The sequence below is a fragment of the Saccharothrix coeruleofusca genome, assembly GCF_014648515.1.
Taxonomy (GTDB): domain Bacteria; phylum Actinomycetota; class Actinomycetes; order Mycobacteriales; family Pseudonocardiaceae; genus Actinosynnema; species Actinosynnema coeruleofuscum.
In genome coordinates this window covers 206,199-227,537 of record NZ_BMRG01000007.1, presented here as the reverse complement: position 1 = coordinate 227,537, position 21,339 = coordinate 206,199, and the positions used below count along the sequence as shown (strand labels likewise).

19 protein-coding genes are annotated in these 21,339 nt (G+C 74.0%); 9 read left to right on the top strand and 10 right to left on the bottom strand.

The genetic code is table 11. The features are described from left to right. The first annotated feature begins 70 nt into the window (after positions 1-70). On the top strand, positions 71-2,959 hold the full coding sequence (gene gcvP / locus IEZ00_RS19965; RefSeq protein ID WP_189224792.1) for an aminomethyl-transferring glycine dehydrogenase: 2,889 nt from the start codon (positions 71-73) through the stop codon (positions 2,957-2,959). Positions 2,960-3,005: 46 nt separating this feature from the next. Here gcvP and IEZ00_RS19960 read toward each other — a convergent pair whose 3' ends face one another. Next, positions 3,006-3,185: a DUF3224 domain-containing protein gene (locus IEZ00_RS19960; protein WP_189224791.1), complete on the bottom strand. Its 180-nt coding sequence runs from the start codon at positions 3,183-3,185 to the stop codon at positions 3,006-3,008. Between the two features lie 45 nt (positions 3,186-3,230). Here IEZ00_RS19960 and IEZ00_RS19955 point away from each other — a divergent pair, with 45 nt between their 5' ends. Then, complete coding sequence (locus tag IEZ00_RS19955) at positions 3,231-3,491, top strand: WYL domain-containing protein (protein ID WP_229795912.1); 261 nt, start codon at positions 3,231-3,233, stop codon at positions 3,489-3,491. Between the two features lie 46 nt (positions 3,492-3,537). On the opposite strand, the gene IEZ00_RS19950 is transcribed toward IEZ00_RS19955, so the two are convergent. Together IEZ00_RS19950 and IEZ00_RS19945 are read right to left on the bottom strand one after the other, a co-directional pair. After that, complete coding sequence (locus tag IEZ00_RS19950) at positions 3,538-5,283, bottom strand: substrate-binding domain-containing protein (protein WP_189224789.1); 1,746 nt, start codon at positions 5,281-5,283, stop codon at positions 3,538-3,540. A gap of 94 nt (positions 5,284-5,377) precedes the next feature. Further along, complete coding sequence (locus tag IEZ00_RS19945; RefSeq protein WP_189224788.1) at positions 5,378-6,265, bottom strand: 3-methyladenine DNA glycosylase; 888 nt, start codon at positions 6,263-6,265, stop codon at positions 5,378-5,380. A 61-nt stretch (positions 6,266-6,326) separates the two neighbouring features. Between IEZ00_RS19945 and IEZ00_RS19940 the strand changes: the two genes are divergently transcribed. Continuing rightward, positions 6,327-7,538 carry an MFS transporter gene (locus IEZ00_RS19940; protein ID WP_189224787.1) on the top strand — a complete coding sequence of 404 codons (1,212 nt, stop codon included), beginning with the start codon at positions 6,327-6,329 and terminating at the stop codon, positions 7,536-7,538. A gap of 19 nt (positions 7,539-7,557) precedes the next feature. Here the strand turns inward: IEZ00_RS19940 and IEZ00_RS19935 are convergent, their stop codons facing one another. From IEZ00_RS19935 to IEZ00_RS19920, 4 genes are all read right to left on the bottom strand, one after another. Next, positions 7,558-7,839, bottom strand: coding sequence for a hypothetical protein (locus IEZ00_RS19935; RefSeq protein WP_189224786.1), 282 nt, complete (start codon positions 7,837-7,839; stop codon positions 7,558-7,560). A 56-nt stretch (positions 7,840-7,895) separates the two neighbouring features. Then, a complete protein-coding gene (locus IEZ00_RS19930) occupies positions 7,896-8,942 on the bottom strand; it encodes a hemolysin family protein (RefSeq protein WP_189224785.1) in 1,047 nt (348 codons plus the stop codon). Continuing rightward, complete coding sequence (locus IEZ00_RS19925; protein WP_189224784.1) at positions 8,939-10,288, bottom strand: hemolysin family protein; 1,350 nt, start codon at positions 10,286-10,288, stop codon at positions 8,939-8,941. The genes IEZ00_RS19930 and IEZ00_RS19925 overlap by 4 nt, the downstream gene beginning before the upstream one ends. 151 nt (positions 10,289-10,439) lie before the next feature. Beyond that, on the bottom strand, positions 10,440-11,480 hold the full coding sequence (locus tag IEZ00_RS19920; RefSeq protein WP_189224783.1) for a LacI family DNA-binding transcriptional regulator: 1,041 nt from the start codon (positions 11,478-11,480) through the stop codon (positions 10,440-10,442). 176 nt (positions 11,481-11,656) lie between these two features. Between IEZ00_RS19920 and IEZ00_RS19915 the strand changes: the two genes are divergently transcribed. Together IEZ00_RS19915 and IEZ00_RS19910 are read left to right on the top strand one after the other, a co-directional pair. Beyond that, on the top strand, positions 11,657-12,040 hold the full coding sequence (locus IEZ00_RS19915) for a RidA family protein (RefSeq protein WP_189224782.1): 384 nt from the start codon (positions 11,657-11,659) through the stop codon (positions 12,038-12,040). Positions 12,041-12,115: 75 nt separating this feature from the next. Next, the gene (locus IEZ00_RS19910; RefSeq protein ID WP_189224781.1) at positions 12,116-12,823 is read left to right on the top strand and encodes an SDR family oxidoreductase; all 708 of its coding nucleotides are present in this window, start codon (positions 12,116-12,118) and stop codon (positions 12,821-12,823) included. Positions 12,824-12,879: 56 nt separating this feature from the next. Here the strand turns inward: IEZ00_RS19910 and IEZ00_RS19905 are convergent, their stop codons facing one another. Continuing rightward, positions 12,880-15,408, bottom strand: coding sequence for a glycoside hydrolase family 9 protein (locus tag IEZ00_RS19905; protein ID WP_229795911.1), 2,529 nt, complete (start codon positions 15,406-15,408; stop codon positions 12,880-12,882). A 233-nt stretch (positions 15,409-15,641) separates the two neighbouring features. On the opposite strand from IEZ00_RS19905, the gene IEZ00_RS19900 reads away from it, so the two are divergent. From IEZ00_RS19900 to IEZ00_RS19885, 4 genes are all read left to right on the top strand, one after another. Next, entirely contained in the window at positions 15,642-16,583 is a 942-nt protein-coding gene (locus IEZ00_RS19900; RefSeq protein ID WP_189224779.1) for a zinc-binding dehydrogenase, read from the top strand. Further along, a complete protein-coding gene (locus tag IEZ00_RS19895) occupies positions 16,583-17,452 on the top strand; it encodes an LLM class flavin-dependent oxidoreductase (protein WP_189224778.1) in 870 nt (289 codons plus the stop codon). Before IEZ00_RS19900 ends, IEZ00_RS19895 begins: the two co-directional genes overlap by 1 nt. A gap of 114 nt (positions 17,453-17,566) precedes the next feature. Beyond that, positions 17,567-18,349 (top strand): nucleotide exchange factor GrpE, encoded by a 783-nt coding sequence (locus IEZ00_RS19890; RefSeq protein ID WP_189224777.1) that lies wholly within the window; start codon positions 17,567-17,569, stop codon positions 18,347-18,349. A 241-nt stretch (positions 18,350-18,590) separates the two neighbouring features. Further along, entirely contained in the window at positions 18,591-19,652 is a 1,062-nt protein-coding gene (locus IEZ00_RS19885) for a glycoside hydrolase family 19 protein (protein ID WP_189224776.1), read from the top strand. Between the two features lie 25 nt (positions 19,653-19,677). Here the strand turns inward: IEZ00_RS19885 and IEZ00_RS19880 are convergent, their stop codons facing one another. Both IEZ00_RS19880 and IEZ00_RS19875 read right to left on the bottom strand, forming a co-directional pair. Next, positions 19,678-20,229: an alpha/beta fold hydrolase gene (locus IEZ00_RS19880; protein WP_189224775.1), complete on the bottom strand. Its 552-nt coding sequence runs from the start codon at positions 20,227-20,229 to the stop codon at positions 19,678-19,680. An 8-nt stretch (positions 20,230-20,237) separates the two neighbouring features. After that, positions 20,238-21,263 (bottom strand): C40 family peptidase, encoded by a 1,026-nt coding sequence (locus tag IEZ00_RS19875; RefSeq protein ID WP_189224774.1) that lies wholly within the window; start codon positions 21,261-21,263, stop codon positions 20,238-20,240. Between the last annotated feature and the right edge of the window lie 76 nt (positions 21,264-21,339).

The following is a 21,339-nucleotide window of genomic DNA, read 5'->3' as shown; positions in this document are numbered from 1 at the left end:
GTCCGGGCGGAAGACAGAGGGGGAGGGCACGGCAGCAGCACGCCCGTAGCCCGACGCCGGAGGCGCACCCATGACGCAGGACCGCATCCCCCTCGCCGCGCTCGAACACGGCACCCCCTTCGCCGACCGGCACGTCGGCCCGCGGCCCGCCGAGCTGGCGCGCATCCTCGACGTCATCGGCGTCGGCTCGCTGGAGGAGCTGGCCCAGCACGCGGTGCCGGAGTCGATCCGCGAGCGCGACCTGGTGCTGGACCTGCCCGCCCCGGCCACCGAGACCCAGGCGCTGGCCGAGCTGCGCGCACTGGCCGCGCGCAACCGCCCGATGACCCAGATGATCGGCCTTGGCTACTACGGCACCACCACCCCGGCGGTGATCCGCCGCAACGTGCTGGAGAACCCGGCCTGGTACACCGCCTACACCCCCTACCAGCCGGAGATCTCGCAGGGGCGGCTGGAGGCCCTGCTGAACTTCCAGACCATGGTCGGCGACCTGACCGGGCTGCCCGTGGCCAACGCCTCCATGCTGGACGAGTCCACCGCCGCCGCCGAGGCGATGACCCTGGTCCGCCGCGCGGGCCGGTCGAAGTCGAACAAGTTCGTGGTCGACGCCGACACCCTGCCGCAGACCCTGGCGGTGATCGAGACCAGGGCCGAGCCGCTGGGCATCGAGGTCGTGGTGGCCGACCTGTCGCAGGGCATCGAGGGCCTGGGCCTGGGCGGCGACTTCTTCGGCGTGCTGCTGTCCTACCCCGGCGCCTCCGGCGTGGTGCGCGACCACGCGGGCGTGATCGAGGAGATCCACAAGGCGGGCGCGCAGGCCGTCGTGGCCGCCGACCTGCTGGCGCTGGCGCTGCTGCGCCCGCCCGGCGAGATCGGCGCGGACGTGGTGGTGGGCACCACCCAGCGCTTCGGCGTGCCCATGGGCTTCGGCGGTCCCCACGCGGGCTACATGGCCGTGCGCTCGGGCCTGGAGCGGCAGCTGCCCGGCCGCCTGGTCGGCGTCTCGGTCGACGCCGACGGCTCGACCGCCTACCGGCTGGCGCTGCAGACCCGCGAGCAGCACATCCGCCGCGAGAAGGCCACCAGCAACATCTGCACCGCGCAGGTGCTGCTGGCCGTCATCGCCTCGATGTACGCGGTCTACCACGGCCCGGAGGGGCTGCGCGCGATCGCGACCAGGGCGCACCGGATGGCCACCGTGCTGGCCGCCGGACTGTGCGAGGGCGGCGTGGAGGTCGCGCACGGCGAGTTCTTCGACACCGTCCGGGCGGTGGTGCCCGGCCGCGCCGCCGAGGTGGTGGCCGCCGCCCGCGAACTGGGCGTCAACCTGTGGCGGGTCGACGACGACACCGTGTCCATCGCCTGCGACGAGACCACCACCCGCGAGCACCTGGCCAAGGTGTGGCGGGCCTTCGGCGTCGAGGTGCCGGACGTGGACGCGCTGGACGCCGACACCGCCGACGGCATCCCCGCCGACCTGCGCCGCACCTCGGACTACCTGACCCACCCGGTGTTCCACGCGCACCGCTCGGAGACCGCGCTGCTGCGCTACCTGCGCGCGCTGTCGGACAAGGACGTGGCGCTGGACCGCAGCATGATCCCGCTGGGCTCGTGCACCATGAAGCTCAACGCCACGGCCGAGATGGAGCCCATCACCTGGCCGGAGTTCGCCGAGCTGCACCCGTTCGCGCCCGCCGAGGACGCCGAGGGCCTGCTCACCGTGGTCGCCGACCTGGAGCGGTGGCTGGCCGAGGTCACCGGCTACGACGCGGTGTCGCTGCAGCCCAACGCGGGCAGCCAGGGCGAGTTCGCGGGCCTGCTGGCCATCCGCGCCTACCACCGCGCGCAGGGCTCGCCCGACCGCGACGTGTGCCTGATCCCCTCCAGCGCCCACGGCACCAACGCCGCGTCGGCGGTGATGGCCGGGATGCGCGTGGTCGTGGTCAAGTGCGACCAGCGCGGCAACATCGACCTGGACCACCTGCGCGTGGTGCTGGCCGAGCACCGCGACGACCTCGCCGCGATCATGCTGACCTACCCGTCCACGCACGGCGTGTACGAGGACACCGTGCGCGAGGTCTGCGGCCTGGTGCACGACGCGGGCGGCCAGGTCTACGTCGACGGCGCGAACCTCAACGCGCTGATCGGCCTGGCGCAGTACGGCAAGTTCGGCTCGGACGTGTCGCACCTGAACCTGCACAAGACCTTCTGCATCCCGCACGGCGGCGGCGGTCCCGGCGTCGGCCCGATCGGCGTGCGCGCCCACCTGGCGCCGTTCCTGCCCAACCACCCGCTCCAGCCCGCGGCGGGCCCGGCCACCGGTGTCGGCCCGATCAGCGCCGCGCCGTGGGGCTCGGCGTCGATCCTGCCGATCTCCTGGGCGTACGTGCGGATGATGGGCGCGGACGGGCTGCGCCGGGCCACCCTGACCGCCGTCGCCGCGGCCAACTACGTGGCGCGCAGGCTGGACGAGCACTACCCGGTGCTCTACACCGGCGAGGGCGGCTTCGTGGCCCACGAGTGCATCCTGGACCTGCGCCCGATCACCAAGGCGACCGGCGTGACCGCCGACGACGTGGCCAAGCGCCTGGCCGACTACGGCCTGCACGCGCCCACCATGTCCTTCCCGGTGGCGGGCACGCTGATGGTGGAGCCCACGGAGAGCGAGGACCTGGCCGAGATCGACCGGTTCATCGAGGCGATGATCTCGATCAAGCGGGAGATCGACCGGGTCGGGTCGGGCGAGTGGCCCGCCGACGACAACCCGCTGCGCAACGCCCCGCACACCGCGGCGTGCGTGGCGGCGGAGTGGGACCACCCGTACAGCCGCGAGGTGGCGGTGTTCCCGGCGGGCGCGGCGGCGCCGAAGATCTGGCCGCCGGTGCGCCGCATCGACGGCGCCAAGGGCGACCGCAACCTGGTCTGCTCCTGCCCGCCGGTCTCGGCGTACGGCGGCTGAGCCCCTGGGGCCCACGCGCCGCGCGCGGCGCGTGGGCCCGCTCCGGTCAGAACTCGTAGTGCCCCGGCTCGCCCATCACCCACCTGATGCGGCCGTGGCCGCGCAGCCCCGCCAGCCCGCCCGACGACGCGACCACGGTGAAGGACCGCTCGGCCACGCCGTCGCGGTAGCCGCCGGTGTGCCGGAGCACGAAGGCGCCCGACCGGTCGCCCAGCGCGCCGGTCACCCTGCCCGGCGTACCTGACAGGGCGTGTCAGGTGCTCGTGGAGACTTGGGTCCATGCGCGCGGCACCTGCTCAGCCTGGTCGCCGCCCGCGCGCTGGCCGACGTCGTGCCCGAGCCGGACGGCTGGACCACGGTGCGGGTGCCGGTCGAGTCGGTCGAGCACGCCGTGGCGGACCTGCTGCGGCTGGGCCCGGAGGCCGAGGTGGTCGAACCGCCCGAGCTGCGCGAACGGGTGGTGCAGGCGCTGCGCGGGATGGCGGCGGTCTACCCGGAGGCGCTCGACCCGGTCCAGCGGCCCGCCACCTGAGGACCCGAACGCTCGGTTCGCGGTGTCCGGACGCTCGGTTCGCGCGTCAGTCGGACAGGAGCTGGCCCAGGGCGGCGTCCACGGCTTGGCCGTCCTCGGCCACCGAGACGGTGCCGCCGGTCAGCTCGGCGATCTCGGCCAGCGGCTCCCGCTGCGCGTCCGGGCCCAGCGCGATGAAGCTGATGGCGACGTCCTTGCCGGGTTCGCGCAGCTCCGCCAGCCGCGACTTGAGCTGCGCGAGGGTCAGGCCGCCCTCGTTGGGGCCGTCGACGACCACGACGACCCGGTTGCGCTTGCCGTCCTGGTGACCCGCCAGCGCCTTCTCGTACACCGCGGCCAGGCTGCCGTAGAGCTGGGTGGCCTCGCCCGGCCGCAGTCCGCCGATGCCGTCGAGCAGCTGCTGGCGCTTGGTGCCCACCGGCCCGGTGGGCACCAGCTCGCGGGAGAAGTCCCACAGCCCCAGCGACCCGGACAGCGACCTGGTCACCTGCCCGGTCAGCGCCTGCTTGACCCACTCCACCCGGCTGCGCCCGCCGCCGCCCGGCCGCCCCATCGACTCCGACGAGTCGACCAGCACGGTCACCACCTGCCCGCCGCTCGCGGCGGCCCACGCGGCGCTGATCTGCTGGGTGGTGTTGGCGTCGGCGGGGACGAGCTGCTCGGTCATGCTCGCCCAGCGGATGCCCGGCGACGGCTTGGGCCGCTCGGTGGTCGCCTCCACCCGCAACCCCGCCCTGGCCAGCACCTGCTGCTCCGAGGGCTTCTGGAGGAACTCGCGGAACGCCTGCGCGGCGCGCAGCTGGGCCTCGTCGACCCAGTCGCCCGCCAGTGCGGTGAACGGGAAGTCCGCCACCGGGGTCGGCCCGCCCGCGGCCACCCCGTACAGCGGGTTCAGCGGCGTGGCGCCGTTGTCCTTGCCGGTGTTGTGCCGGTACAGGTCCACCTCGAACACCGGCACGGCGCTGAAACCCGCCGCGTTGACCTGCGGCTTGTCCGCCATCAGCGCCATGGCCTCCCAGGTGCTGGCGGGCGTGTGCTCGGGCTTGGCCGCCACCAGCGCGCTCATGATGCTCTTCACCGGGTCCAGCGCCAGCATGTCGGTGGTCACCGGGCCCCGGCGGTCCGGGCTCGCGCCCGCCAGCGCCGACTGCACCGCCATCGCGGTGGCCGCGTTCGCGGCCGGGTCGGGCATGGCGACCTTCAGCTCGCCCCACTCCGGCTTGCCGAAGCGGGCCCAGCCCTCGCCCGCCATCGCGGGCAGGTCGGTCCACCGGAAGCCGGAACCGGCCTGCAGCGCCTGCGCGCCCTCCTCGGGCAGCGCCAGCAGCACCGGGCTGGCCGCGATGGACACCGGCACCGCGCCGATAAGCGCGTGGTTCTGCGCGCTGAGCCGGTTGGCCCACAGCATCGAGTCGGTGATCCAGGCGTGCGGCTTGGCGCCGAACTTCTCCTCGTCCCACTGCTGGGTCAGGCCCTGCAGCACCATCTCCGAGTCGATGGACTGCACCTCCACCCGGATGCAGTGGTCGTAGACGACCGGGCGCTGGGCGCTCCACCGCTCGGCGACCTCGCGCACCGCCTCGGCCACGCTGGGCGCGGCGTCGATGCGCAGCAGCGCCTCGCCCTGGTCGCAGTCGCCCGCCTGGGCCGCCGCGCGGCGCTCCACGACGCCGCCGACCCAGCTCCAGCCCAACCAGCCGAGCACGAGCAGGACCACCAGGGAGACCACCGCGACGGGCCACTTGGCGATGCCGCGCCGCACCTTCGTCCGCAGCGCGCGGTGTCGAGACATCGTCTTCCCTCTCAGGCGTCGACTACGGCTGGCGAATCCCGACCGACGTCACGCTAACAGGCGAGGTCTGCGGACCGGGTGAAGTGACGCTGAGTTATACCCCGGCGACCGGCGCATCCAAAAGGGTTCGCGTCAACCCGATCAGCGCAGCTCGCAGCGGCGCGGCCTGCTCGGCGAACGCGCTCTGCCGCCGCACGTACTCGGCCCGCCCCTCGGCGGTCTCGATCGGCACCGGCGGGTAGCCCAGCTCCGCCAGGTCGTAGGGGCTGGCCCGCATGTCCAGCTCGCGCACCCGCAGCGCCAGCTCGAAGCAGTCCGCCACCAGCTCCGACGGCGTCGCCGGGTCGAGCTTGTAACTCCACTTGAAGAGGTCCATGGAGGCGTGCAGGCAGCCCGGCTGCTCCAGGTCCACCTGCGTCTCGCGGGTGGGCTGCAGCGCGTTGAGCGGCCGGGCCTGCGGGGTGAAGAAGCGGAAGGCGTCGAAGTGCCCGCACTGCACCCGCTGGGACTCCACCACCGCGTCGGTGCCCGCGCTGCCCAGCCGCAGCGGCCACGCCCGGTGCCGCACCTGGTCGGGCCGCTGCCGGTAGACCATCGCCCACTCGTGCAGCCCGAAGCAGCCGAACCGGGGCGCGCGGGAGGCGGTGGCGGTCAGCAGCCGGTGCGCGAAGGCCACCGTCTTGGCCCGCTCCCGCGCGAACGCCGCGACGTCCAGTTCCACGCCGTCGGCGGTCTCCCGGTAGACCGGCCACCGCAGGTAGTCGCGGGCCTTCCCGCCCTCCAGCAGCACACCGGGACCGGGGTGCCAGCGCTCCAGCCGGGACGGGCGGTGCGAGTAGTAGCTGAACAGGAAGTCCAGGACCGGGTGCTTGATCCCGGCCGCCTTGCGCTCGTGGTGCGGCCCGGTCCACGCCCGCACGCGGGCGGCGTGCGCGTCGCGGCGCGCGGTCCACTCGGCTTCGGACAGGACGACGACCCCCATGCCCACTACGGTACTTCGCCCCCTGTGAGGGCCGGTCCGAGGCACCTGGCAGGGTCGGGGCATGACGTGGGGGCGGTTACAGGCGGTAGTGGTGTCCGGGTCGGTGGGGGAGGGGCTGCTGCTGACCGCGCTGCCCCTGATCGCGGTGTCGATCACCAAGGACCCTCAGCAGGTGGCTCTGGTGAAGGTGGTGGGGCAGCTGCCCTGGCTGCTGTTCTCGCTGTTCGCGGGGGTGCTGATCGACCGGGTGCGGCGCACGGCCGTGCTCGGCGCGGCCTACGCGGTGCTGGCGTGCGCGGCACTGGCGCTGGCGGTGACCGACGCGGTGGGCGCGCTGACCCTGCCGCTGCTGCTGGGCGTCGCGTTCGTGGTGACCTCGGCCCAGGTGCTCGGCGACGGGACCACCGGCGCGCTGCTGCCCGAGGTGGTCGGCCCGGACCGGCTGGCCGCGGCCAACACCCGGCTGATCCTGATCGACCAGGGCGCGGTCCGGTTCGTGGTGCCGCCGGTGGCGGGGTTCCTGGTCGCCTGGAGCGCGGGCGCGTCGGCGTGGGCGGCCTGCGCGGCGGCGGTGCTGGCGCTGCTGCTGACCCGCGGCCTCTCGTCGGCGGCGGTGACGCCGTCGCGCGGCCACCCGCTGCGCGACATCCCGGAGGGGCTGAAGTACCTGGTCGGCACGCGCCTGCTGCTGGCCATCACGGTCGCGGTGGGGCTGGGGTCGTTCGCCTCGTCGGCGTGGCTGGCGATGTTCGCGCTCTACAGCGAGCAGGAGCTGGGCTTGGGGCCGGTCGGCTACGGCGTGCTCATGACCTGCGTCGCGGTGGGCTGGGTGGCGGGGTCCTTCGCCGTGGACCGGGTGGTGGTGCGGCTGGGCTACGCCTGGTCGATGCGGGTGTCGCAGATCGGCACGGTGCTGCTGACGGCGCTCGTCGCGGTGCTGCCGCCGTGGCCCGCCGCCGTCGGCGCGGTGCTGCTGCTCCAGTCGGCCGTGATCATGCTGTGGAACGTGTGCTCGCAGTCCAGCAGGCAGCGGTTCACCCCAGGCAGGCTGCTGGGACGGGTGCTGACCAGCCACCGCGCCCTGGCCTGGGGGCTGACCCCGCTGGGCGCGCTGGTGGGCGGTCTGGTGGGGGCCGGGTTCGGCCTGCGGGCGGTGTGGGTGCTGGGTGCGGCGGTGCAGCTGGTCGCCGCGGTCGTGACCTGGCGCTACCTGTCGCCCGCGGGATTCCGCGCGGCGGAGGAGGACAGGCGCTCCGCCGCCGAACCCGCCTGAGCCCGGCCGCCGCGCCGGGCTACAGCGGGGGCACCAGGCCGGGGAACTTGCGGGCGCCGTTGCAGTGCGGGCACTCCCGGCCGTTGTCCACCGAGCGGGGGACACCGCCGACGACCGCCATGGTCGGGTGCGCGATGAAGCCCGCCCCGCCGCACAGCTGGCAGATGGTGCGGGGTTCGGAGGTCACGCCGAACAGGTCGTCCTCGTCCTCGTCGTCCTCGTCGTCGAACTCGTCGTCGTCCGGTTCGAAGTCGTCGGGCTCGAAGTCGTCCTCGTCGTCCTCGGCGTCGCGTGGGTCCACGGGCACACCGTAATGTCCGACCCGCCCACCGCGCCGGGCGGGCGGGTCGGCCGGGCTCACAGCTCCCGGCGCACGTGGGTGCCGTCGCGGACGGTGCCCACGTACTCCTCCAGCAGGTCCTCCAGCGCCACCACGCCCCGCAGGCCGCCCTCGGGCGACACCGCCCGCGCCAGGTGGCTCTGGGTGCGCCGCAGCGCCGCCAGCGCCTCGTCGAGGCGGGCGTCCACCGGCACCTCCGGCAGTCCCCTGATCCGGCTGGCGGGCACCCTGGTCGAGGCGTCCGCGCCCGCCAGGTCCAGCACGTCCTTGATGTGCAGGTAGCCGGTCAGCCGGTCGCCGTCGGCGACCGGGAACCGGGAGAACCCGGTCGCGGCCACCGCCGACTCCACCTCGCCCATGGTGGGCCGGGAGGACACCGACGTGACCCGCTCCAGCGGCACCAGCACGTCGGCCACGGTGCGCTCGGCCGAGGACAGGGTCTGCGCCAGCCTGCGGTGCTCGGAGTCCTCCAGCAGCCCCTCCTGCCGCGACTGGGCGATCAGCAGCGACAGCTCGTCGGGGGTGTAGGCGGACTCCAGCTCGTCCTTGGGCTGCACCTTGGCCAGCTTGAGCACGCCGTTGGCGGCCAGGTTGAACAGCCCGATGAACGGGCGCACCAGGCGCACGAACGCCACGTGCACCGGCACCAGCCAGATCGCCAGCCGCTCCGGGTTGGCGATGGCCAGGTTCTTCGGCACCATCTCGCCCAGCAGCATGTGCGCCGCCACGACCAGCATCATCGCGATGGTGAACGCCACCGCGTGCAGCACCACCGGCGGCACCGGCAGCGGGTGCAGCGCCGCCTCCAGCAGGTGCGCCACGGCGGGCTCGGCGAGCCTGCCCAGCAGCAGCGAGCAGATGGTGATGCCCAGCTGCGCGCCCGCCAGCATCAGCGACACCTCGCGGCCTGCGGCGATCACCGTCGCGGCGCGGGACACGCCGCGCTCCAGCATCGTCTCCAGCCGGTCACGACGCGCGCTGATCAGCGCGAACTCCGCGCCGACGAAGAAGGCGTTGCCCGCCAGCAGCAGCACCGCCGTCACCAGCGCCCAGCCCTCGCTCATCGGGCCACCCCCGACTCCACGCCAGCCTCCGCGCCGGACTCCACCCTGGCCACCCGCAGCTCGGCCACCCGGTGCCGGTCCATCCGCAGCACCGTGATGCGCCAGCCGTCGACCCGGATCTCGTCGCCGACGTCGGGGATGCGGCCCAGCTGCGCCAGCACCAGCCCGGCCACCGTCTCGTAGTCGCCCTCCGGCATCCGGAACCCGGTCGCCTCGGCCACCTCGTCGTCGCGCAGCAGCCCGGAGACGAGCCAGCTGTCCCGGCCCAGCGGGCGCACCGGCGCGGCCTCGCGGCGGTCGTGCTCGTCGCGCACGTCGCCGACGATCTCCTCGACCAGGTCCTCCAGCGTCACCATGCCCGCGGTGCCGCCGTACTCGTCGACGACCAGCGCGGTCTGCAGGCCCGACGCGCGCAGCCGGTCCAGCAGCGCGTCGCCCTCCAGGGTCTCCGGCACCGTCTGCACCGGCCGGGTCAGCGCCGACAGCGGCGTGGTCGCCCGCTGCCCGCGCGGCACCGCGAAGACCTGCTTGACGTGCACGATCCCGCGCACCTCGTCCAGGTCGCCGTTGTGCACCGGGAAGCGGGAGAACCCGGTCTCCCGCGCCTTGGCCACCAGGTCCAGCACGGTGGCGTCCGCGCGCAGCGACTCCACCCGCACCCGCGGCGTCATCAGCTCGCCCGCGGTGCGGTCGCCGAAGCGCAGCGAGCGGTCCAGCAGGGTCGCGGTGCCCTCGTCGATGGTGCCGTGCTCGGCGCTGGAGCGGACCAGCGCGCCCAGCTCCTGCGGCGAGCGGGCCGAGGCCAGCTCCTCCGCGGGCTCCACGCCCAGCCGCCGCACCAGCCAGTTGGCCGCGCCGTTGAGGCTGTCGATCAGCCAGCGGAACACCTTGGAGAAGGCCGCCTGCGCGCCCGCGACGGCGCGCGCGGTCTCCAGCGGCCGGGCGATGGCCAGGTTCTTGGGCACCAGCTCGCCGAACACCATCGACAGCGCGGTGGCCAGCGCCAGCGCGGTGACCAGCGCGATCGGGGTGGCCGCGGCGGTGGGCACGCCCAGGCCGGTCAGCGCGGGCGACAGCAGCCGGGCGATGGCCGGTTCGGCGATGAAACCGGTGATCAGCGTGGTGAACGTGATCGCCAGCTGGGAGCCGGAGAGCTGGAAGGACAGCGAGCGGTGGGCCCGGTCCACCGCCTGCGCCTTGGCGTCGCCGACCTGCGCGACGTGGGACTCGACGGTGCTGCGCTCCAGGGCGGTCAGCGAGAACTCGGCGGCGACCGCGATGAAGGTGCCCGCGGTGAGCGCCACCACGGCGACCAGGCCGAGCAGGGAGAGCAGGACTTCGGTCACCGGTCACCGCCGGGGGCGACCGGGAGGGTATGGCAGCCGGGTGCGGAACCCGGCTCAGTACTGCATCCGGGTGACTGCGCGTCGCGCACGGAAGGGATCACTCCTCAGACGGGGGTATGGCGTAGGCCGCCATCTTAGGAGCCAACGCACGTCACCGCAGACCGGTTCCCCCAGGTGACGAGGTGCTCGCGCGCAGCACGACCTCGCCCGCGACCCGGATCGTGCGGGGCGTCACGTGCTCCTCGTCGAGGACCAGGCGGGCGGCGCGCTCGCCCATCTCCTCCAGCGGCAGCCGCACCGTGCTCAGCGCGGGCACCAGGTCGCGCAGCGTCGGGATGTCGTCGAACCCGGCCACCGACACGTCGTCGGGCACCACGACGCCGCGCTCCCGCAGCGCCGCCACCGCCCCCGTGGCCATCACGTCGTTGACGACGAACACGCAGGTCGCGCGGGTGCGGGCGGCCAGCAGGTCGGCCACCGCCGCGTACCCGCCGTCCCTGGTGAACCCGCCGTGCACCACGTTGCGGTCGGGCAGCGCCAGCCCGGCGTCGGCCAGGCCCGCGCGGAACCCGGCCACCCGGTCGCGGGCCACCAGCAGGTCCGGCGGCCCGCCCAGCACGGCGAAGCGGCGGTGGCCCAGCGCGGCCAGCTCCCGCGCCAGCGCCCGCGCGCCCGCCCGGTTGCCCGCCACCACGGTGTCGGTGCCCAGCCTGGCCTGCGAGACGCACGCCACCCGACCGCCCTGGGCGGTGAAGGCCCGCAGCTCCTCGGCCAGCCGCGCGGTGGCGGCCCGGTCGGCGGTGCGGCTGCCCGCGATCACCAGCGCCCGCGCCCGGTGCGCGCGCAGCGTGTGCACCAGCTCGACCTCGCGGTCGGGGTCGCGGCCGGTGGTGCCCAGCACGACCACCAGGCCCGCCGCCTCGGCGACCCTGCTCACCCCCGCGGCGATGCTGGAGAAGTAGGGGTCGGAGATGTCGTGCACGACCAGGCCGAGCAGCGCGCTGCTGTTGCGGGCCAGCGCCTGGGCGGGGGCGTTGGGCAGGTAGCCCAGCTCGTCCGCGCTGCCCAGGACCCTGGTCCGCAGCTCGTCGCTGACCTGCCGGGTGCTGCCGTTGAGCACCCGCGAGGCGGTCGCCAGCGACACCCCCGCGTGCTGGGCCACCTCGGCCAGCGTGACCTGCCGCAACGCCACCGCAGCCTCCTGATCGATCCGGTTGCGGCGAGGGTAACCCGCCACTCGGCCCAGGTCCTCGCGCTTCACCACAGTGAGTCGCGCCCGGACACGGGCCGCCACCGCGCTCGGCGGCCCGTGCCGCGTGCGCCGGAAGGCGGTTGAGCCCTCGGGGGTGGTGCGGGGAAGGTGGTGCGATGACCGACGCGCGCACCTCGGTTCGGAGTCAGCTGGACCCCCTCGGCCAGTACGCGGAGAGCCTGGAGGTCAGCGGTGCCGACCGAATGCTGTTCATCAGCGGCCAGGTGCCCACCGACGACGACGGCACCGCACCCCCGGACTTCGGGGCGCAGTGCCGCAACGCATGGCGGCGGGTGCTGGCCGTGCTGGAGCACCACGACATGCGGCCCGAGAACCTGGTGAAGGTCACCACGTTCCTGCGGGACCGCGCGGACAGGCTGGAGAACAGCCGGATCCGGCAGGAGGTGCTGGGTGGCCACCGCCCCGCGCTGACCGTGGTCGTCGCCGACCTCTACGAGGCCGAGTGGCGGGTCGAGATCGAGGCGATCGCCACGGCCTGACCACCCGCGGCCAGAATCACCCCTGCGGGTGGCGAGCGGGACAGCGGGTGATCCGACCGGCGGTAGCCTGCGCGCATGGCACAAGGCGTGTTCCTCATCACCGGCGCGTCGCGCGGCATCGGCGCGGCCACCGCGGAGCTGGCCGCCGAGGCGGGCTACCGGCTCGTGCTCGTCGCGCGGCGGGTGGACGCCCTGGTCGAGCGGGCGGCCCGGCTGGGCGGGCCGGAGCGGGTGTGGGTCGCGCAGTGCGACGTGCGGGAGTGGGCGCAGGTCTCCTGCCTGGTCGACCGGGTGGAGCGGGAGTGGGGCGGGCTCGACGTGGTGTTCGCCAACGCGGGCGTCAGCGTCGAGACCTCGTTCACCACCGAGGAGGGCGACCCGCCGCCGCAGTGGGCCGACATGGTGCTGACCAACGTGTGCGGGCCCGCCTACACCGCCCGCGCCGCGCTGCCCGCGCTGATCCGCTCCGGCGGGCACCTGGTCCTGACCGGCTCGGCGGCCGGGCGCGGGGTCCGGCCGGGCAACCTGTACTCGGCCACCAAGTGGGCGGTCACCGGGCTGGCGCAGGCCATCCGCGCGGAGTGCGTGGGCACCGGGGTGCGGGTGACGCTGGTGCAGCCGGGCCTGACCGACACCGGCGGCATCCCGGCGTCGCGGGCGCGCGACCCGAAGCTGGAGCCCTCCGACGTGGCGCGCGCGGTGCTGTACGCGATCGGGCAGCCGCCCACGGTGGACGTCAACGAGATCCTGGTGCGGCCGGTGGGGCAGCACGCCTACCGCTGAACGCGGAACGGCTCGGCGACCCCCGGAGGAAGGGCCGCCGAGCCGTGGTCGCGGCCTCAGCTACACGTCGAGCCGTTGACCGAGAACGACGACGGGTCGGTCTGCGTGCCGCTGGACGAGGTGTTGAACCCCGCCGACACCGACGCCCCCGGCGCCACCTTGCCGTTCCACGGCAGGCTCGTCCCGGTCACCTCCGCGCCGCTCTGCGCCCACGTCGCCGACCAGCCCTGGGTGATCTTCTGGTCGCCGGGGAAGGAGAACTTCAGCGACCAGCCGTCCCAGGCCGTGGTGCTGGTGTTGGTGATGGTCACGTACGCGGTCGAGCCGGTGGACCACTTGCTCGACTGGTACTGCACCTTGCACCCGGCCGGGGGCGGGGTGCCGCCCGCCTTCTCCGCCGCCCAGCTGGCCACCCACGCCAACCCCGAGTTCCAGTTGATCGTGACCTCGTTGAGCGAGTACGCCTCGATGTGGTCGACGAAGCACTTCTGCGGCTTGCAGCCCTGGAGCAGGCGGGTCGCGATCGGGTCCTGGAGGGCGCTGTTCGGGCCGCCGGAGAGCACGCCGGGCGGCGCGATCGGCAGCGTCGGGTCCAGCTGGCGGGCCCAGTGCCGGTGGTGGACGTTCTCCACCGGCCGGTCGCCGTACCCGGTCACGTAGGAGTAGCTGGTGGGGTTGCGGCCCAGCAGGTAGTGCAGCACCTCGTACACGCCCTCGCGGTACTTGGCCTGGCCGGTGAAGTCGTGCGCCAGCGCCAGCACCGAGGCGTTGTTGGCGACCTGGCCGTTGGAGCCCCACGCGTAGCCGCCGTCCTCGGACCAGTACGCCGCCGGGTAGCCCTGCTCGGCGATCCGCTGCAGGTGCGCGTCGGCGACCTGGGTGAACCGGGCCCTGGTCGCCGCCACGTCCGCGGCGGGCAGGCCGTTGGGCACCAGCGCCAGCGTGATGTCGCCCAGCGGCCCGGTGGAGGCCCAGTAGAAGCCGCCTTCGTTCAGGCTCCGCCCCTTGTAGTGGGGCGAGCCGGTCACGTCGGCGCGGTAGGCGGCCTCACCGGTGGTGGTGAACAGCTCGGCCGCGGCCCAGTAGAACTCGTCGGTGAACGTGGTGTCGCTGTAGGCGCCGCCGCCGGTGCCGTCGTTGGGGTCGGCGATCTTGTCGGGGTTGGCCTTCGCCGCCGCGTAGGCCTTCACCGCGGCGGCCTGCGCCTTGGCGGAGAACTCGGGGTCGATGCCCTTCCAGATGCGGGCCGCCTGGGCGGCCACGGCGGCCATGTTCAGCGTCGCCGCCGTGCTGGTCGCGGACAGCCTGCGCGGCTGCGGGTCCTCGTGCGGCAGGGTGGGCAGCGCGGTCCAGTTCGCGTCGTGGATCTTGTGGTGCACCATGCCGTCCGGCGCCTGCATCTTGAGCAGGAACTCGACCTCCCAGCGCGCCTCGTCCAGCACGTCGGGCACGCCGTTGGCCTTCTCCGGGATCGCCAGCTTGCCGTCGCCCAGCGCGTCGGCCGTGCCCGCCAGCTTGGCGCGCTCGTAGGTGTTGAGCACCTGCCAGGCGGAGATGCCGCCGTTGACCACGTACTTGCCGTGGTCGCCCGCGTCATACCAGCCGCCGCGCACGTCCAGGGTGTAGCCGCACGGCACACCGGTCAGGCAGGGCACGTCCTTGTCGCCCTGGTTGGGCGCGACGTTGATGTGCCCGGCCGGGCGCGCGTAGGTCTCGCCGACGTACTGCGCCTCGATCGGCGTGCCGCTGCGCTGGTGGTAGAAGAACTGCAGCGAGTCGTAGCGCAGCTTGTCGAGGTGGTCGTCGCCGATGTCGAACGGGTAGCTGCTCTCCTCGCCCACGACGAGCGTGTAACCGGTGCCCGCGGTGTCGTAGGAGGAGAAGTCGATCAGGTGCACGGGGTCGCCGGAGGCGGCGTCGACGCCCTTGGGCGTGGTCCGACCGGTGGCCACGGTGGTGCCCGCGGCGTTCTTCAGCGACCACGCCTGCGGGGTGGTGGCGCTGGAGACCAGGGTGGCGCGCTTGGGCGTGCCCGGCACGTACCCGGTCTGGTCGACCTGGACCTTCTTGGGCGGCTCGCCGACGTCGCCACCCGGCGGCTTGACCCCGCCGATCAGCGAGACGTTGTCCACGCACACGGTGTTGCTCGCGGCCTGCCCGCCCAGGTGGAAGGTGACCTGGGCGTTGCCCGCGTCGGGGAAGTCCAGCTCGGAGGTGAAGGTGAAGGTGAAGCGCTGCTTGGTCGTCGTCAGGGAGACGTCGTGCTTGGCGATCTGGCGGTACGGGCTCACACCCTCGCCCGCGACGGCGGCGATGGGCTGCGGCCTGGTGGCGTAGGCGTCGAAGGCCATGGTGTAGGACTGCCCGGCCTCGAACGGCACGCCGTTCTGGCCGATCAGGGCGTCCCACGGGTTGGTCGTGCCACCGGGCACCGCGGCGCACAGCTCACCGCCGACCAGCCGGTTCGTCACGCCCGTGCCCGCCCACCAGGGGTCGAGGCTGCCGGTGCTGAACGAGCCGTTGACGATCCGCTCGTAGTCCGCCGCGCTGGCCGTGCCGGTGGCCAGCGCGCCGCTGACCGCCACGAGCGCGAGGGTGGCGGTGGCTCGACGGCGCCACGGGGAAGGGGGAAGCGATCTCATCGGATTGGGTCTCCTCCGTCTGCTCTGACGGTTGACGACGCTTCTGGGAACGCTCCCTGGGAGCGCTCCCAGGCGACCATAGGGTGACCGCGCGCACATTCACAAGGGTGAAGTTGACCTCCACCCAACTGGAGGTTCGAGGCTGGACCCCGATCGGAGCGACGTGGAGGTGTGCGGTGCGAGCGGTGTGGTTGACAGCTTTCGGCGGGCCGGAAGTGCTGGTGGCAAAGGAAACCCCGGAGCCGAGCGCTGGGCGCGGGGAAGTGGTGGTAAGCGTTTTCTTCGCGGGCCTGACCTTCGTCGAGACGCAGTTCCGGGCCAGCGGGATTGGGCCGTTCGGCCTCCAGCCGCCCGCCGTGCTCGGCAACGGCGTGGGCGGCGTGGTGGCGGAAGTGGGGGAGGGCGTCGACCCGGCGCTGCTGGGCACGCGGGTGGTCACCGCCACCGGCGGTAGTGGCGGCTACGCCGAACGGGTGGCCGTCGACGCGGGCGCGGTGGTGCCGGTGCCCGAGGGGGTGCCGCTGGACACCGCGGTCGCCCTGCTGGCCGACGGCCGCACGGCGCTGCTGAACCTGCGCGCCGTCGGCCCGGTCGCCGGGCAGCGGGTGCTGGTCCTGGCGGCAGCGGGTGGCGTCGGCACGCTGCTGGTGCAGCTCGCCCGCGCGGCGGGCGCGACGGTGGTCGGCGCGGCGGGCGGGGCGCGCAAGGGGGAGCTGGTGCGCGGCCTCGGCGCGGCCGAGGTCGTCGACTACGCCGAGCCGGGGTGGACCACCGACCCGGTGGACGTGGTGTTCGACGGCGTCGGCGGCGAGCTGGCGCGCACGGCCTTCGGCCTGCTCCGACCCGGCGGCCGGATGCTCAGCTACGGGCTGGCGGGCGGGCGGTGGAGCGACGTCACCGCCGAGGAGGCCGCCGCCCGCGGGGTGACCCTGGTGACCGGGGCGCGGCCGGGTCCGGGGCAGGTCCGCGAGCTGGTCGTGGCCGCGCTGGCCGAAGCGGCGGCCGGGCGGCTGGCACCCGTGATCGGGCAGCGGTTCCCCCTGGCGGAGGCGGCCGCCGCGCACGCCGCGATCGAGTCCAGGGCCACGGTCGGCAAGACGCTGCTGGAGGTGCGGTGATGGACGTCGGCATCACGATGCCCGGCGTGGGCGTCGACCCCGCCGCCTTCGCGCGGCACGCGGAGGAGCTGGGGCTGGAATCGCTGTGGCACGGGGACCACCTGATCCCGGTGACGCCGTTCCTGGACAGCACCATGGTGATGGCCGCGACCGCGGCGGTGACCACGCGGATCGGGCTCGGCTTCGGCGTGATGGTCCTGGCGCTGCGGCCGGTCGCCTGGGCTGCCAAGCAGGTCGCCACGCTGCAGCGGCTGTCCGGCAACCGGGTGCTGCTCGGCGTCGGGGCGGGCGGCGACCCGCACGGCGACGCCGCCTGGCACGCGGTCGGCGTGCCGTTCGCCGAGCGCGGCAGCCGCACCGACGCCGCGCTGCGCGTCCTGCCCGGCCTGGTCCGCGGCGAGCCGACGCCGCTCAACGGCCGGGACGTGGTGCTCGCCCCCGGCGCGCCCGTGCCGCCGCTGCTGGTCGGCGGCGACAGCCGGGCCGCCCTGCGCCGCGCCGCGCGGTTCGGCGACCACTGGTACCCCTCCTTCGCCACCACCGCTCGGATCGCCGCGGGCGTGCGGGAGCTGGCCGACCTCGCCGCCGCGCACGGGCGGCCCACTCCGGGCGTCACGGCGGGAGTGCCCGTGGCGCTGGGGGACGTGCCGGCGTCGGCGCTGGAGCGGCGGGTGCGGGCGATGCGCGACTACGGGCTGGGGGAGGAGCAGGCGCGCGAGGTCCTGGTGACCGGCACGCCCGAGCGGGCGGCGGAGCGGTTCGCCGAGCTGGCCGAGGCGGGCGTGGACCGGGTGGTGGCCATGCCGTTCACCGATGACCGGTTCCGGCAGGCCGAACTGGTGGCGCGGGCCGCCGCGGCACGACCCTGACGCGCCGCCGGAGCACGGGAAGTGCGGGTTGCTCAGGGTGGTTCCGGGACGTCGGGCGGTGATTCACCCGGTCGGACCGCTCACCCGAGGTCCGCGCGGGCCGACTAGACCCCTGTGACCCATCGCCGCGACGCCGTGCCCAGGGCGCTGGTCTGCGCGGGCGCGCTGGCCGCGTTCGCCGGGCTGTGGGTGGTGCTCAGCCCGCCGCCGCAGTCGGCGCTCGCCCAGGGCGCGGCGGCCCGCGCGCTGGCCGCCGCGCGGGAGGCGCCCAGCCTCGACGCCGTCGCCGACCGGGTCGCCGGGCAGTTGCCCGAGGACGCCCGCGCGGTCGTCGTGCTGCCCGTGGCGCCGCACCGCCCGCCGGGCCGTGCCGGGTCGGCACGGGTCTGCGTGCTGGTCGGCCAGTTGGACCCGTCGTCGGTGCGGGTGCTGTCGTCGGTGGGCGGGGTGATCGGCTCGACCGAGGCCCCGGACGGCTGGCAGGCCGCGGTGTCCGTGCCGGTGCCGGTGGAACCCCCGCTGGGGGCCGCGCTGTCGCTGCTGCTGGGCGCGGCCGTGCTGGGCGCGGCGGCCACCGAGCTGCCCCGGCGGCGCACGGCCGCGGCGCGGCGGGAGGAGCACCTGGTGCGCGGGCTGTGCGAGCTGCTGCCGGGGCTGCCCGACCGCGCGGCGTGGCGGCTGCGCACCGTGCTGGTCGCGGCCGGGGTGCGGGTGCTCGTGCCGGACGGCGACCCGGTGGACCCGACCGCGCACCGCGTCGTGGGCACCGAACCGACCGGTGACGCGGCGCTGGCGGGCACCGTGGCGCGGACCGTGCGACCGGGCTTCGCCGACGGCGACCGGGTGCTGGTGCCGCCCGCCGTTGTGGTGTTCACGGCTTCCCGCGCTGGTCGTTGAACGTCCTTTATGGAGTATTAAACAACTGTTATGCCCCAACGAGATCACCGCTCATGAGGAGTCTTAACGAACGGGCGTGAGAGCGCTACCATCAAGTGGTCTGGACCTCGCCTCGTCGCTTTGGCGATGTGGCGAACGGGGGCGTGCGGCGGCATCCAACGGCAGCCTTGACTGGTGTAGACCAATCCGGTTGGGTTGCCCCTGTCACGTCCAGGGCGCTAGAACCGGAAGAGGTGATCACGTGTCCAAAATCCGTGCCGCCGCGGCGATCGCGGCGGCGATCCTGACCGCGGCCGTGTCCGTGGTGGTGTCCACGTCAACGGCGTCAGCCGCGACCTGCGCAGCCGCGTGGAGCTCGTCCGCCGTCTACACCGGCGGTGCGACGGCGTCCTACGGGGGCCGCAACTGGCTGGCCCAGTGGTGGACCCAGAACGAAACCCCCGGTACCTCCAGCGTGTGGGCCGACCAGGGCGCGTGCGGCAGCGGCGGCGGCACCGCGCCCGCCTGCGACTACCCCGCGTGGGTGGCGGGCCAGTGGTACCCGGCGGGCAGCATCGTCAGGTACACCGACGGCAAGTACTACATCGCCGAGCACGACAACCCCGGCTACGACCCGATCATCAGCACTTGGTACTGGGAGCCCTACAACTGCGGTGGCGGCGGCACCGACCCGCAGCAGCCGGGCGGTTTCGTGGTCAGCGAAGCGCAGTTCAACCAGATGTTCCCCAACCGGAACCCGTTCTACACCTACAGCGGCCTGACCGCCGCGCTCAGCGCCTACCCCGGCTTCGCCAACACCGGCAGCGACACGGTGAAGCGGCAGGAGGCGGCGGCGTTCCTGGCCAACGTCAACCACGAGACCGGTGGTCTGGTCCACGTGGTGGAGCAGAACCAGGCCAACTACCCGCACTACTGCGACGCCAGCCAGCCCTACGGCTGCCCGGCGGGGCAGGCGGCGTACTACGGCCGCGGCCCGATCCAGCTGAGCTGGAACTTCAACTACAAGGCCGCCGGTGACGCGCTGGGCCTGCCGCTGCTGACCAACCCGTGGCTGGTGCAGAACGACTCCGCGGTCGCGTGGAAGACCGCGCTGTGGTACTGGAACACGCAGCGCGGGCCGGGCAGCATGACGCCGCACGACGCCATGGTCGGCGGGCACGGCTTCGGCCAGACCATCCGCAGCATCAACGGCGCTCTGGAGTGCGACGGTCGCAACCCGGCGCAGGTGCAGAGCCGGGTGGACGCCTACCAGCGGTTCGCAGGCATCCTCGGCACCACGCCGGGTGCCAACCTGTACTGCTGAGCGGTCCGGCGCACCTGGGCGACCCTCACCGGCCGCCCAGGTGCGCCAGCACCGCCCAGCCGAAGGCGCCGGGGGAGTCCAGCCAGGGCAGCGGTCCCGCTGTCGGCAGGACCACCCGCGTCACGTCGGGCAGCGCGTCGGCCAGCGCCTCGACCCAGGTCGACCGACCGCCCCGCGCGGCGCCCTCGACGACCAGCGTCGGCACCGCCAGCGCGCGGCACTCGGCGGCCAACCCGTTGTCCCAGGCCACTTCCGCGCCCGCGACGAACACCAGCGCGGTGACCCGGTCCGGCTGGTCCAGCGCGTACCGCAGGGCCACCAGCGCGCCGCGGCCGTGACCGAGCAGCGCCGTGCGGGTGAGCCGGAAGTGGCGGCGCACCGCGTCGAGGTCCGCGGCCGCGCGGTCCACGTCATCGGTCCCCGGTTCCCACAGCACCAGGCGCAACCGGGAAACCAGCACGTGCGCCAAGGAGCCGAACACCTCGGGGTCGTCGTCGCACAGCACCAGCGGCGCGCCGTCGCCCTGCACCGAGGCGGGCAGGGCGCGTCCGTCGTACGTGGTGACCGAGTGCTCCACGCCCGCGGTTACCCGACCACGCGGCGGATGACGCTGATCGGCCCGATCGAGTCGATGTCGGCGATCTTCACCGGGACGCCCTCGGTCGAGGCGTGCACGGCGCGCACGCCGTCCACCGCCATCGCGACGTGCGACTGGCCGGAGTAGTAGATGATCAGGTCGCCCGCCTGCACCTGGGCGCGCGTCACCGCGCGGCCGACGGTGGCCTGCGTGTAGGTGGTGCGCGGGATGCTCACCCCCACGTGCCGGTAGGCCGCCTGGGTGAGGCTGGAGCAGTCCCACGAGTCGGGTCCGTTGGAGCCGAACACGTAGGGCTTTCCCCGCTGCGCCAAGGCGAAGTCCAGCGCCTTCCCGGCCACGCCCGAGGGCACGGCGACGGCGGAGGTGTCGCCCTTGTCCGCCAGCACCGCCTTCTGCGGCGCGCTGAGCGCGTTGTACTGCGCCCGCGCGTCCGCGACCTGCTTGTCCATCGCGCTCTTGCGGGCGGAGATGTCGTCGGCCAGCTTGGCGGCCTCCTCGGCGGCCCGCGCGGTCCGCTGCTGCGCGTCCTGCGCGCCCGCCCTGGCCTGCTCGGCGGAGTCGACGGCGGCGGAGAGCCTGCCCAGCGCCTCGTCGTTGTCCGCGGCCAGCACGCCCAGCGCGGACATGCGGTCGAGGAAGTCCTGCTGCGAGTCGCTGACCAGCAGCGCGGAGAGCTGGTTGAACCGCGCGCCCTCGAAGGAAGCCTCGGTGAGCAGGTCGACCTGGCCGCGGAACCGCTCCTCGTCGGCCCTGGCCTGGTCGCCGAGCCTGGTCGCCTCGGCCAGGTCGGCGTTGGCCTTGTCCAGCTCGCCCCGCTTGGCCTTGAGGTCTTCCTGGGCCTTGAGGTGGTTCTGGTTCAGCTCCTCCGCTTCGCGCGTGAGCTGGTTGTACTCCTCCAGCGCGTCGGAGGCGGTGCCGGGCTGTGCGCTGGCGGGGACCGGGGTGACGACCGCCGCGGCGGCCACGACCGCGGCGGCCAGCGCCGCCCTGCGCTTGCCGTGAAATTGGCTCACACTATGGTTTACGCGCCGCCGCGGCCATCGGTTCAGAGCCTTGACCCGGATGACGCTCCGGGCTTATGGTCTAGAC